At 52.7% G+C, this 14,082-nt stretch carries 9 protein-coding genes; 2 read left to right on the forward strand and 7 right to left on the reverse strand.

Annotated elements, in window-relative coordinates; translation table 11 throughout:
• The first annotated feature begins 31 nt into the window (after window positions 1-31).
• On the forward strand, window positions 32-886 hold the full coding sequence (locus tag LUCIF_RS03385; protein ID WP_122626470.1) for a DUF6385 domain-containing protein: 855 nt from the start codon (window positions 32-34) through the stop codon (window positions 884-886).
• A gap of 118 nt (window positions 887-1,004) precedes the next feature.
• Here the strand turns inward: LUCIF_RS03385 and LUCIF_RS03390 are convergent, their stop codons facing one another.
• From LUCIF_RS03390 to uvrC, 3 genes are all read right to left on the reverse strand, one after another.
• Window positions 1,005-1,778: a TPM domain-containing protein gene (locus LUCIF_RS03390; protein ID WP_122626471.1), complete on the reverse strand. Its 774-nt coding sequence runs from the start codon at window positions 1,776-1,778 to the stop codon at window positions 1,005-1,007.
• A 91-nt stretch (window positions 1,779-1,869) separates the two neighbouring features.
• Complete coding sequence (locus LUCIF_RS03395) at window positions 1,870-2,421, reverse strand: LemA family protein (protein WP_322353399.1); 552 nt, start codon at window positions 2,419-2,421, stop codon at window positions 1,870-1,872.
• Between the two features lie 723 nt (window positions 2,422-3,144).
• Window positions 3,145-4,932 carry an excinuclease ABC subunit UvrC gene (gene uvrC / locus LUCIF_RS03405; RefSeq protein WP_122626473.1) on the reverse strand — a complete coding sequence of 596 codons (1,788 nt, stop codon included), beginning with the start codon at window positions 4,930-4,932 and terminating at the stop codon, window positions 3,145-3,147.
• A 134-nt stretch (window positions 4,933-5,066) separates the two neighbouring features.
• On the opposite strand from uvrC, the gene accC reads away from it, so the two are divergent.
• On the forward strand, window positions 5,067-6,458 hold the full coding sequence (gene accC / locus LUCIF_RS03410; RefSeq protein WP_122626474.1) for an acetyl-CoA carboxylase biotin carboxylase subunit: 1,392 nt from the start codon (window positions 5,067-5,069) through the stop codon (window positions 6,456-6,458).
• Between the two features lie 24 nt (window positions 6,459-6,482).
• On the opposite strand, the gene uvrA is transcribed toward accC, so the two are convergent.
• The 4 genes from uvrA to LUCIF_RS03430 form a co-directional block, all read right to left on the reverse strand.
• The gene (gene uvrA, locus LUCIF_RS03415) at window positions 6,483-9,317 is read right to left on the reverse strand and encodes an excinuclease ABC subunit UvrA (RefSeq protein WP_122626475.1); all 2,835 of its coding nucleotides are present in this window, start codon (window positions 9,315-9,317) and stop codon (window positions 6,483-6,485) included.
• On the reverse strand, window positions 9,314-11,374 hold the full coding sequence (gene uvrB / locus LUCIF_RS03420) for an excinuclease ABC subunit UvrB (protein WP_122626476.1): 2,061 nt from the start codon (window positions 11,372-11,374) through the stop codon (window positions 9,314-9,316). The genes uvrA and uvrB overlap by 4 nt, the downstream gene beginning before the upstream one ends.
• 6 nt (window positions 11,375-11,380) lie before the next feature.
• A complete protein-coding gene (locus LUCIF_RS03425; RefSeq protein ID WP_122626477.1) occupies window positions 11,381-12,625 on the reverse strand; it encodes a PDZ domain-containing protein in 1,245 nt (414 codons plus the stop codon).
• Window positions 12,626-12,888: 263 nt separating this feature from the next.
• Window positions 12,889-14,043 carry a S41 family peptidase gene (locus LUCIF_RS03430; RefSeq protein ID WP_122626478.1) on the reverse strand — a complete coding sequence of 385 codons (1,155 nt, stop codon included), beginning with the start codon at window positions 14,041-14,043 and terminating at the stop codon, window positions 12,889-12,891.
• Window positions 14,044-14,082: the final 39 nt, after the last annotated feature.

Here is a 14,082-nt window from a genome sequence, read left to right on the forward strand (position 1 = left end):
AAATTATATCAAATTAAAGGGGGAACCTCATTTGCCGAACTATAAAATTATTCAAGACCAGGCCGATCAAGCGAGAATTAAAGTTTACGGTTCATCCGACGTAGCCCTTAGCACGGATGCGACCGGGAATCTGGGCATCACCTCCACCGGTCTGGCCATTACACCACCGACATCCGGTCTGTCCATTACGCCGCCGACAGATGGTTTATCCATCACTTCCTCCGGTTTGGCCATTACACCGCCGACAGCCGGTCTGTCCATTACTTCCACCGGCCTGGCTATTACACCGCCAACGGATGGTTTATCCATCACCTCCACCGGTTTGGCTATTACACCACCGGCAGCGGGTCTGTCCATTACGCCGCCGGCAGATGGTTTATCCATTACTTCCACCGGCCTGGCCATCACGCCGCCGGCAGATGGCCTGTCCATTACCTCCACCGGCCTGGCTATTACACCGCCGGCAGATGGCCTGTCCATTACCTCTACCGGCCTGGCTATTACACCGCCGGCAGACGGCCTTTTAATCACCAGCACGGGTTTGGCCGTGTTGTCGACCCTGGCCACGACGGACGTATCCTTTACGCAATCGGGCATCACCGAAACTACGGGCGCTCCCACCCAGGATTTCAATGTCCTCAGTATCCGCGATTACTCTTTCGGCATCGTCAACAGTACGACCAGCAGCGGGCAGGCGACGGCGCAGCTCCAGCTTAGCCCGGACGGTACGACCTGGCAAAATAACGGCGCCGTGATTACGATTGATGCCGGCACGGTAGATACGTTAGTGCCCTCCATTTTCTTAAAATACTCCCGTGTTTATTACGCCGCCGTCAACGCCGCCAGCGCCGTAACCTTAACGTTCTACTTCCAGGGGCAGACCTGATGATAAGAAAGACCGCGCTAACGCGCGGTCTTTCAGCTCGTAACGCAGGGCTCAGGACGCAAAAATGCCACAAAAAAAATCACGGCTTTAACCGTGATTTTTAGCTGTTCTTGGTTTCTTACCACTTCCGGTCCGAGCCGCCGCCGCCGCCGGAACCGCCGCCATAACCGCCGCCACCACCGTAGCCGCCGCCTCCTCCTCCGCCGCGGCGGAACAAAAGAGCAAGCAGCAAATAGGTGATGGAACCGCCGAAAAACAGCCAATCTATAACAAACAGCAGCAGCAAGCCGGCAAACATGCCGATTTGCGCCCACCAGGGAAGGCGGTCCCACAAGGATTGGGAATGGACTGTCCGGTGTTGTACCGTTCTGGCATCGGTTTTCAATTCCACATTATATTCTTTAGCCACAACATTGACCAAAGCATAATAGCCGTTTAAGATTCCCCGGTCATAATCACCGCGTTGAAAATAAGGAATCATATACTCATCCTGCAACCGGCCGGTTTTCGCATCCGGCAGGGCTCCCTCAAGACCGTAGCCCACCTCAATCCGGGACTGCCGGTCATTGACCGCAACCAGCATGACAACCCCGTTATTGAGTTTTTTATCGCCTACACCCCATTGGCGCAATATTCCCAGCGCGTATTCCTCGGGCGGTGTTCCCTCCAGTGACGGGGTAGTAACGACAACCACCTGCGCCTTGGTCCTTTCCGCCAATTGGCTTCCCAATTGATTGATGCGGTCTTTGGTTTCGGCGCTAAGTGCCCCGGCATAGTCCTGAACATAAATACTGCTTGACGGCGCCGGTGGAATTGAAGCCTGAGCCCAAACTGTGGCCGTTCCCAGCAGAACATATACTGCCAGCAACAGCCAGACTAATTTTTTCTTCATGGCGCTCCCTCTCTTATCCGCTTACAATTCGCCTCCACAATAGCAAGAATGAATGCCGCGCTGGTGGCGGTATTCTTACTTTTTTGCGATGTTAAAACTGAACCTTGGGAACCGCTTTCGCCCCTTCGGCGGCCTTAAAATATTCCCTCGGTCCGTAACCAAGCATTCTGGCGTAAATTACAGTGGGGAACGACTGAATTTTAGCATTGTAAATTTGAACGGCGTCATTATAATCTTTTCTGGCTACGGCCAGACGATTTTCCGTACCGGCTAATTCATCCTGCAAAGCCCGGAAATTTTGGTCCGCTTTTAAATTCGGATAATTCTCGGCAATCACCAGCAAACGGCTTAACGCGCCATTCAGGTTATTATTCGCCTCCGCCTTTGCCGCCGGCCCCTGAGCACCGGCCAGTTTAGCCCTGGCATCGGCAACTTCCTTAATCGCAGTCTGTTCGTGACTGGCATACCCTTTTACCGTGTTTACCAAATTCGGTATTAAATCAGCTCTGCGCTGCAGTTGGTTTTCGACCTGCGCCCATCGCCCGTTTATATTTTCGTTTAGGGAAACCAGACTGTTATAGCCGCCAATTCCTGTCACAACCAAAAGTACTACCACAATTCCAACAATGATCCAGCCTTTCAAAACAAACACCTCCATATAAAATTGCAGATAGACATCTGTTTTTATATTATATCATAAGATGGCATATCTAAAAAACCCGCTCACACGGGGTTCGGCAACACACTAGCGGATATTGGATATTGGATGTTGGTTATTGGTTTTTTGGGGGGAGATTGGGCAAAAATATAAAAGCGTCTGGCCGGTACAGACCGACCAGACGCCTGAAAATCGTTGGGAAAAGCCCGTAATGATCTACGCTACAGCCAATACCGATCATTACATACCTATATACAATCTTTCGACTGCACACAAGCATTACACAACCGGCACCGACCTTTGCTCGACTGCCAGGAATCCCTGCCGAACCTACTGCAATCGCCAGACTGCAATAGACCCATCTTACAGTTTTCGGGGAACCATCTCCAGCACCCCTGGCAGTCTTAGCTCGACTACCATACATCCCTTTCGACCATACGGCAACAGTTGGGCTACCGCACAGCCTTACAAGACATATGGCAATCTGCCCGCCGACTCATACCGAACCTTTCGATCCGGCATAAATCTTTGGCCGACTGACACCGAACACCATTGATATCCGATGCCAATCTTGGCTCGACCATTACGAACCCTTACACACATAGTATGGCCGTCCGTCGCGGTTTCATACTTGGAAAACCATGTAACTTTCTTATCTCGAGCCTGCTTAAAAAGATGTGGATACTAGGCGCGCTTTTTAAGCAGGCTCTATCGCCGAAAAAAAGCGTATACCGCCTCGGCGGCGGGCTTGGTCATTCCTTCCACCCGCGCCAGTTCCTCCACCGGCGCCGCTTTGATCGCGGCCAGGTTGCCGAAATGATTCCATAACGCTTTGCGCCGTTTTTCACCGATACCGGCAATGTGGTCCAGGACCGAAACCATATTCCGCTTCGAACGGAGCTTGCGGTGATAGGTAATCGCAAAGCGGTGCGCCTCGTCCCGGATACGCTGCATCAAATATAACGCCGGGGAATGACGCGGCAGAATTACGGGATCACTTTCTCCCTCCCGGAAGATATGTTCAAACTCTTTGGCCAGCCCGACGACCGGTACCGTGATACCCAGGCCGCGGATAATTTCCAGGGCCGCGCTAAGCTGCCCCTTGCCGCCGTCAATGACAATCAAGTCGGGAAGCCCGTCGGCCCCGCCATAACGCCGGCTCAACACTTCCTGCATGGAGCGGAAATCGTCCGGTTTTCCCTCCACCGTCCGCAGTTTATAACGGCGATAATCGTCCTTACGCGGCAGCCCCCCCTCAAATACCACCATGGAAGCCACCGTTTCCGCCCCCTGTATATGGGATATATCAAAGCACTCCATCCGTTCCGGCGGCTTGACTAATCCCAGGTACTCTCCCAGTTGCACCACGGCGCCTTCGGTCTGTTCCGTCCGGTTCTCCAGGCGGGCCGCCTGTTCCTCCAGGACAATGGCGGCATTGCCGGCAGCCATGTTCACAATATCCTTTTTGGTACCCCGTTTCGGTGTTTCCAGACTTACCCGGCCGCCTTTCCGGCCACTCAGCCAGGCTGCCAACAGTTCCTGCTCCGGCAGGGCTGCGGGCAGCAGTACTTCGCGAGGTACAAAAGCAGCCTGACTATAATACTGTTTTATAAACGCGGCCAGTACTTCGCTATCCTCCTCGCCCTCTCCATTAGCCAGGAGAAAATGCTCCCGGCCGATCATTTTGCCGCTGCGAATAAAAAACACCTGCACGCAAGTTCCCAGCGCAGACCTGGCTAACCCCAACGCATCCTGATCGCCGCTGCCGGTAACAATATTTTGCTTCTCCGTTATCTTTTCCACCGCCAGCAGTTGGTCCCTAAGCCGCGCCGCCGTTTCAAAATCCAGTTCCATCGCCGCTTTTTCCATATGCCGGCGCAGGTCTTTCGCTACCGCATCGCTGCGCCCTTCCAAAAACAGGCACACCGACCGGATCATTTCACCGTAGTCCGCGACGTCCACCTTACCGGTACAAGGCGCTAAACAGCGTTTAATATGATATTGCAGACAGGGGCGCGGCACATCCAGACTGCGGCAGCTGCGCAGGGGAAACAACCGTTTCAGCAGGCGCAGCGTTTCGTGCACAGCGCCGGCGCTGGTATAAGGACCGAAATAACGGGAACCGTCCTTCTGCACCTTGCGGGTAATATACACCCGGGGGTAATTCTCCTGCACCGTAACCTTGATATAGGGATAACTCTTATCATCCCGCAGACTGATGTTGTATTTCGGATGATACTTTTTGATTAAATTACATTCGAGGATTAAGGCTTCCATCTCCGAAGCCGTAATAATATATTCCAGATCCGCAATCCGGCTTACCATGGACTGTACCTTCGGCGAGTGATTGCGGCTGGACTGAAAATAGGAACGGACCCGGTTTTTTAAAACGACTGCCTTACCAACATAAATGATTTTACCCTGGCTGTCCTTCATCAAATAAACTCCCGGCCGTTCCGGCAGATGGGACAATTTTTCTTCCAATTCCGGGTTCATAAAAAACCTCCTGGTCCTGTGTATACATGATTTAAAAACTTGAATTTGCAATTCGGTTATAGTATAATATGAATCAATTAGTACCTGGTAATAAAACCTGGTCAACTAAAATTGCAAATGGGAGGTCTATACCGATGTTTAAACGACTGCTTATCGCCAACCGGGGCGAAATCGCTGTCCGAATCATCCGGGCCTGCCAGGAGCTGGGCATTGAAACTGTTGCCGTTTACTCTCATGCTGATGCGGATGCTCTCCACGTCAAACTGGCAGATCACGCCTGCCACATTGGACCAGAAGATGCACTTCACAGCTATTTGAATAACGCAGCCATCATCACAGCGGCTTTGGAATCCAAAGCGGATGCCGTGCACCCTGGTTATGGTTTTTTATCTGAAAACGCAGTTTTTGCTGAAATGGTCGAACAGGCCGGTCTGACTTTTGTCGGGCCCCGGCCGGAAACAATCAAGCTCGTAGGCAATAAAGACAGCGCCCGCGAAGCGATGAAACACGCCGGTCTCTTGATGGCTGCCGGCAGCGATCCGGTTAGTTCTGAAAAGGAAGCCTGTTTGCTGGCGGAAAAAATCGGCTATCCCGTTATGGTTAAGCCGGTAGCCGGCGGCGGTGGCAAGGGAATGACCGTAGCTGCCGATAATTCGGAACTGATCAATGCAGTCAAACACTTTCCCGCGGCCGGCGGCTCGTTCTATTTGGAGAAATACATTGCCGACGCCCGCCATATTGAAGTCCAGATTGTAGCTGATTCTTTCGGCCACGTCATTCATTTGGGAGAACGGGAGTGTTCCCTGCAGCGCCGTAACCAAAAACTGTTGGAAGAAGCGCCTTCCGCCGCCTTAACGCCGGCAATGCGCCAGCAGGTCGGCGAACTGGCAATCCGTGCCGCGAAAAGCATTCACTATTCTAATGTAGGTACTGTGGAGTTTTTGCTTGATCAATCAGGAAACTTCTATTTTATGGAAATTAATCCCCGGATTCAAGTCGAGCATGGCATTACTGAATTAATAACCGGCATTGATCTGGTAAAAACGCAAATCCAAGCTGCTGCCGGCGAACCTCTCGCGATTCAACAGCAGGATGTAGTGATTCGCGGTCATGCAATTGAGTGCCGCATTAATGCGGAAGACCCGGTTCGCAACTTTTTGCCGTCACCCGGTCAAATCAATTTTTATCATCAGCCGGGAGGACCCAATGTGCGGGTTGACAGCGGTGTATGCGCCGGCTCCATCGTGCAGCCTTATTATGATTCCCTGATCGCCAAAGTCATCGTGTACGGCCATACGCGCGGTGAAGCGATCAAAACCATGCGGCGGGCCCTGAAGGAGTTTCATATCGGCGGAATCAACACCACGGTTGGCTTTCATCATCAGCTTCTGAACGATCCTAACTTCTGTAACGGGGATATTGATACACAGTTTGTTACTAAATTTTTATCGTCCCAAGAGCGGAAACTGGCACTGGACAGCAATGTCTGGACCATGATGAACGGAAATGTTGCATTTGGTTTATAAAGGCGGGTTATAACCCGCCTTTTTTTATTGCCGGGCCTGTCCCCGCTCCAGTACAGGACCGAGAAATTGACCGGTGTAAGATTGAGAAGCGGCAGCAATTTGCTCCGGTGTGCCGGTGACCACCACCGTACCGCCGCCCGAACCGCCTTCCAGACCCAGGTCGATAATATAATCGGCCGTCTTGATGACATCCAGATTATGCTCAATGACAACGACGGTGTCTCCGCCGTCTACCAGGCGCTGCAGCACTTCCAGCAGGCGGTGGATATCCGCCGTATGCAGTCCCGTCGTCGGTTCGTCCAGAATATAAAGCGTTTTGCCGGTGCTGCGCCGGGCCAGTTCGGTCGCCAGCTTGATCCGCTGAGCTTCGCCGCCCGACAGGGTGGTGGCCGGCTGGCCCAATTTGATATACCCCAGGCCCACGTCCTGCAAAATCTGCAGCTTACGGTAAAGGCGCGGCACATTTTGAAAGAATTCCACCGCTTCATCAACAATCATGTCCAGAACCTGGGCAATGCTTTTCCCTTTATAGCGCACTTCCAGAGTTTCCCGGTTATAGCGCGCTCCTTTGCACACTTCGCAAGGCACATAAACATCAGGCAGGAAATGCATTTCGATTTTAATGATGCCGTCGCCTTTGCAGGCTTCACACCGTCCGCCCTTGACGTTAAAACTGAACCGGCCCGGCTTGTAGCCCCGCATCCGGGCCTCCGGCGTCTGGCTGAACACTTCCCGGATCAAGTCGAATAAACCGGTATATGTGGCCGGATTGGAACGGGGGGTGCGGCCAATGGGCGACTGGTCGATATCAATGATTTTATCAATATATTCGGCGCCGCGGATTTGGTCGTGCTCGCCGGGACGGGTGCGGCTGCCATACAGCCGGTTGGCCAGTCCCTTATAAAGGATTTCGTTGACCAGCGTACTTTTCCCTGAACCCGATACCCCTGTCACCGCGGTAAATACACCCAGGGGAAACCGGACATTCAATTTTTTCAGATTGTTTTCCCGGGCGCCGACTACTTCCAGCCATTTCCCGTTGGGCCGGCGCCGTTCGGCCGGTATGGGAATCGCTGCCGCTCCGCTTAGGTAACGGCCGGTAATAGATTCCGCACAGGCTTTAATGTCTTCGACCGTTCCCTGGGCAACCACCCGGCCGCCATGGGCGCCGGCCTGCGGCCCAATATCAATGATATGATCGGCGGCGTACATGGTGTCTTCATCATGCTCCACTACCAGCAGGGTATTGCCTAGGTTCCGCAGCGATTTCAAAGTAGCCAGCAAACGGTTATTATCCCGCTGATGCAGTCCGATGCTGGGTTCATCCAGAATATACAAGACTCCTACCAGACCGGAGCCGATCTGGGTTGCCAGCCGGATGCGCTGCGCCTCGCCGCCCGACAGGGTTCCCGCCGCCCGGTTCAGGGTCAGATAGTCCAATCCGACATTAATGAGAAAACCCAGCCGGGCGTTGATTTCCTTCAAAATTTGCTGCGCAATGGTCTGTTCCCGTTCCGTTAAGGTAAGTCCGGCGAAGAAATCCCGGCATTCCGCCACGGTTAAACTGGTTACTTCATAAATGTTTTTCCCGCCCACTTTTACGGCCAGGGCCTCCGGTTTCAGTCTGGCTCCCCGGCAGCTGGGACACGGTTTGGAACTCATATATTCCTCAATCTCTTCCCGCGACCAATCAGAGGTCGTTTCCCGGTAACGCCGGTTCAGGAGCGGAATCACCCCCTCAAAAGGGGAATGATAAGTTTTATGCTCGCCATACATATTTTCATATTGAAAGGTAAACCGTTCTTCGCCGGCTCCCCAAAGGAGAATGTGCCTGATTTTTTCCGGCAGACTATCCCAGGTGTCATGCAGGGAATGTCCCAGTTTCGCTATAACCGCTTCCAATTGACACATAAAATAGGAATTAGTGTTTTTGCTCAAAGGGGCAATCGCCCCGTCAATCAAGGCTTTACTGCCGTCCGGTACAATCATGGCCGGGTCAATCTCCATGTTGTTGCCGAGACCGGTGCAATCCGGACAGGCACCGAAAGGACTGTTAAAAGAAAACATGCGGGGAGCGATCTCGGGCAGACTAATACTGCAGTCCACGCAGGCAAAGTTCTGGCTGAATACCATTTCCTTGCCCTCTACGATACTGACAATCACGACGCCGCCGCTCAAATTCAGCGCTGTCTCCAGGGAATCGGCCAGCCGGGAGGCAATGCCTTCCCGGATCACCAGGCGGTCAACCACCACTTCAATGGTGTGCTTTTTATTCTTTTCCAACGGTACTGTCTCGGTCACATCCTGAATCTGGCCGTCAATCCGCACCCGCACATAACCGTTTTTGCGGATATCCTCCAGCAGCTTCACGTGTTCTCCCTTTTTGCCCCGGACAACGGGCGCCATAACCATGAATTTGGTCCCGTCGCCTAGTGCCAGCAGTTGATCTACCATCTGCTCTACCGTCTGCTGGCTGATCGGCTTGCCGCACTTGGGGCAATGCGGCCGGCCGGCCCGGGCGAATAAAAGCCGCAAATAGTCATAGATCTCCGTAACCGTACCCACGGTGGAGCGTGGATTGCGGCTGGTCGTCTTCTGGTCAATGGAAATGGCCGGTGACAACCCTTCAATATAATCGACATCCGGCTTGTCCATTTGCCCCAAAAATTGCCGGGCATAGGCCGATAAGGATTCCACATACCGGCGTTGCCCCTCGGCATAAATGGTATCAAACGCCAATGACGACTTGCCGGAACCGCTCAAACCGGTAATGACCACCAGTTCGTTGCGGGGAATTTCTATATCAATGTTTTTCAAATTATGCTGTCTGGCACCTTTAATAATGATCTTTTCCTTCACGGTTTACTTCCCTTCTCCTTTTTTCCCCGTCCTTTGGAAGAAACTGCTTTGCCGCCGGCCAGCGGCTTGGTTTCTCCCAGACGCTGACGCAGTTCCACGATCATATCCCGGAACTCCGCTGCTTTTTCAAATTCCAACAATTTGGACGCCTGGCGCATTTCCTTTTCCAAATTGGCAATCAGATTGAACATTTCACTGCGGCTCATTTGCTGCAGACGGTCCGTTTTATAATCGGCAGGCGTTTCGGCCACCTTGGTGGTCTCAATCAATTCTTTCACTTTCTTTTGAATAGTCTGCGGCGTAATACCGTACTCCGCATTATAGGCCTGCTGAACTTCCCGGCGGCGGTTGGTCTCGGAAATAGCCCGCTGCATGGAATCGGTAATCCGGTCGGCATACATGATTACCCGTCCCCGGGCATTCCGTGCCGCCCGGCCGATGGTCTGAATCAGCGAGGTATCCGAGCGGAGAAAACCTTCTTTATCGGCGTCCAGAATGGCCACCAGCGACACTTCCGGCAGGTCCAGGCCTTCCCGCAGCAGATTGATCCCGACCAGCACATCAAATACGCCGGCCCGCAGGTCACGGATAATCTCCACCCGTTCAATGGTGGCAATATCCGAGTGCAGATAACGCACCCGTATCCCCATTTCCTTTAAATATTCCGTCAGGTCCTCCGCCATTTTCTTGGTCAGGGTAGTAACAAGCACCCGTTCCCCGGCGGCCGCCCGCTGTTTGATTTCTCCCAGCAAGTCGTCCATTTGGCCTTTAATCGGCCGCACTTCCACCTCCGGGTCCACCAGGCCGGTGGGTCGGATAATCTGCTGAACAACCTGTTTTCCGTCCTTTAATTCATAGGGACCGGGCGTGGCGGAGACATAAACAATCTGATTAATCCGCTGCACAAACTCGTCAAACGTCAGCGGTCGGTTGTCATAGGCCGACGGCAGGCGGAAACCATTCTCCACCAGCGCTGCTTTGCGGGAACGGTCGCCGGCATACATGGCCCGCAGTTGCGGCAGCGTAGCATGGGACTCGTCAATGACAATCAGAAAATCATCGGGAAAATAATCAATCAAAGTATAGGGCGCTTCGCCCGCCTTACGGCCCGTCAAATGGCGGGAGTAATTTTCAATTCCTGAACAATATCCCATTTCCAGCATCATTTCCAGATCATAACGGGTGCGCTGGCCTAACCGCTGCGCTTCCAGCAGCTTGTGATTCGCCGTCAAATCCTGCAGTCTGTCTTCCAGTTCGCCTTCGATATCGGACATAGCCCGCAGCAAATTTTCCCGGGACGTAACATAGTGAGAGGCGGGATAAATGGCCATATGCTTACGCTCGGCCAGAATTTCCCCGGTCAGGGTATCCACTTCCAGGATTCGTTCCACTTCATCGCCAAACAGTTCCACCCGCACCGCCTTCTCCCCGTAGCCGGCGGGAAAAATTTCAATGACATCCCCCCGCACGCGGAACTTACCGCGGGTAAAATTGATATCATTCCGTTCATACTGGATTTCCACCAGCCGCCGCAGAATGCTGTCCCGGTCTTTCACCTGCCCCTGCCGCAGCGACAAAACCAGATTATAATAGTCTTCCGGTGAACCCAAGCCGTAAATGCATGACACACTGGCCACAACAATGACATCCCGCCGTTCAAAAAGGGAGCTTGTGGCCGAATGCCGCAGCTTGTCAATCTCATCATTAATGGAAGCGTCCTTTTCAATGTAAGTATCCGTATGGGCAATATACGCTTCCGGCTGATAGTAATCATAATAACTTACGAAATATTCCACCGCATTCTGCGGGAAAAACTCCCTGAACTCACTAGCCAACTGTGCGGCCAGCGTTTTATTATGCGCAATGACCAGGGTTGGCTTTTGCACTGCTTCCACCATTTTCGCAATAGTAAACGTTTTGCCTGTACCGGTCGCCCCCAGCAGCACCTGTGCCTTGTCACGGCGCTGAATTCCGGCCGCCAGCCGGTCAATGGCCCGGGGCTGGTCGCCCGTAGGCTGAAACGGCGCCACCACCTGAAACGGAATTCCGTCTTTCATCTTCCATCACCTGCCAAATAACTTTCGTTTTAGCCACGTCCACAGCCAAAACCGGTCGCGGGAAATGCTTACATAATACGGTTCATGCCCTTCCGGCGCCAGAATAATCCCCAGGCGCCGTTCACCGTTCTGAAAGCGGGTATGATACTGCAGCCGCTTTTGACTACGCTCAATCTCCAGAGTAAACTCCGCTCCGGCAATGTAAATAGCCCCGGCTAATTCGCTGCCGCTGTTAACCGGCCTGCCGTCCAGACTGAGTAAAATATCACCCGGCAAAAGACCCAATTGACGGGCCGGGGTGTCTATGACCGTATCCAGCACCATAACACCGCGCGGCGGCGGAACATAGCGGGGAATTCCCTCCAGTTCGCGCTTATTGTCCCATTGGATCAGGAACTCATGCCCCAGCGGCGACAGGAGCGCCGCCATAACCTGCAGCCAGGAATAGTGAACCGATAACAATGCCAGAACCAGAAGCAGCACGCTGTAAGCGGCCAGATGCAAGGCCGACTGGCGGCGGCGGACAACGGGAAAACTGGCTACAGCCATATCGGAATAACCCAAAGCGGCCACCACCGGTACCATGGCATAAAGCCATTGCTGCCCTGCCGGCGGCGCGGCCGGCAGCGGCAGCAACGGCCACCAGTCCGGCATGGAAATCATGCCGCGCACCGCTTCCGTTCCCGGCACCGGTATGACGGCCAGCAGCATTAGCGGCAAGGGCCAAAAATTCTGCAGACTGAAAGCTCCCACCGTAGTACCGTCTTCCCGCCGCAGCAGGAGCGGCATGGCGCTATACCGGCCGCTCACGGCAATAAGCAGACTTTCCGTCATATGCAAAACAGCGACAAGAGCCATAACTTGCGGCACATTGACATCCGGCCAGCCGAACAGACTGCTTGAAAGCGCTACCAAGCCGCCGGCATAAGCAAAACACAAGAACCGCATGTGAATCATCATCAGCAGGAGCGCCAAGGGCCAAATATAATTCAATCCCAGATGATTCAGCGTAACGCCGACAAAAGTCAGCAGAAAACTGCCTACCAGACCGCCTACCGTTCCGTATACGGCCGCCATGGCCACTTGCCTGACAAGGGACTGGCCGGCTACACCGAAAATCCGGACCTGGTTACGCTGCATCTGCCAGTATTGATAACCTACCAAAGCCAGAATCAGCCAAAACATCGGTTCCCCGTATATCGACAACGCGCCTGTCACAATCAGCTTAATTATATCCTGCCAGGGAAACATCTTTTCACCTCAACCGGTATTTTTTTAAACAATTTATGTATTTCACAAGAAAATACTATCACAATTTGACGGAAAGGGCAAATGTATGTTTGGGGGCAATGAACGGCTATTGGAAAATTGGATGTTGGATTTTGGGGTATTGGGTATGGGGTATGGGAGAATAGGGCTGGACGTTAGGGAAGGAAAGCAGCAACGGCTGACGCAAGGTCAGCCGTTTGTTAATGGGAAAATCTTTCATTATTCCGTTTTTCCGACGCCTTTTCTTAGCTTTTATTGGTCTTTTCGGCCTTTTCCAATATTTCGATGGCTTTATCCAGTTGCGGATCTTTTCCCGGTTCTTTGGAAGGCTCGACCTTGATATCCGGCTCAATACCGATCCCGTTAATGGAACGGTCTTTCGGTGTCAGATACTTGGCAATAGTTAACTTGATCGCCGTACCGCTATCCAGCCGGATCAGAGTTTGCACTGAACCTTTGCCATACGTTTTTGTGCCGATCAATGTGCCTGAACCGGTGTCCTGCATTGCCCCGGACACAATTTCCGCCGCGCTGGCCGTACCGCCGTTGACCAGGACAGCCGCCGGATATTTAACGGCCGGCAAATCGGAATTATGAACTTCCCGTTGTCCGTCCTTGGTTACAACGGATACAATCGGCCCTTTGGGCACCAGCTTGTTCGCCACTTTCACGCTTTCTTCCAAAAGACCGCCCGGATTATCCCGCAAATCCAGAATCGTTGCCTGCATGCCTTCTTTTTCCAGCTCAGCATATTTTTTCAGAAAATCCTCGCCCGTATTTTCATTGAACATGGAAATCCGGATATAGCCGATATGGTTGGGCAGCATTTTGCCGGCAACCGTCTTGATCTCGATATTGGAGCGGGTCAGGGTATAATCTTTATCCGCCTCACCGGCGCGATGGATGGTTAAAACCACCTTGGTGCCTTCCGGACCGCGGATCTTATTCACCGCCGCATCCAGCGCCATATTTTTGGTCTCCTGACCGTCAATTTTCACGATCTGATCACCGCTTTTGATACCCGACTTTTCACCGGGAGTTCCTTCAATCGGCGACACCACGGTAAGGACTTTGTCCTTGACACCGACGACAATTCCCACGCCGCCAAAATGGCCTTCCGTCTCAATCATGAAATCCTTAAACATTTTCGCATCCATATATATGGAGTGAGGATCCCCGAGCGAATCGACCATTCCTTTGATGGCACCGGCCATCAGGGTGTCAACCGGCACATCCTCTACATAACGGCTCCTGATAATCTGCATGGCCCGGAAAAACTTCAGCGTATCAAGAAGATCTACCGATTTGGTCTGCAGCAGATATACAAATGCCCCCGTAGTAACCATAAAAGTAATCAGAACCAAGAGAACGGCACCCACAACGACTTTGCGCCGGCTCATAATCAACACCACCTGTCTGAGGCTCGAGGTTTGATACTC

The sequence above is a fragment of the Allolucifera butyrica genome (genome assembly GCF_900476375.1).
Taxonomy (GTDB): Bacteria; Bacillota; Negativicutes; order Sporomusales; family UPPP01; genus Lucifera; species Lucifera butyrica.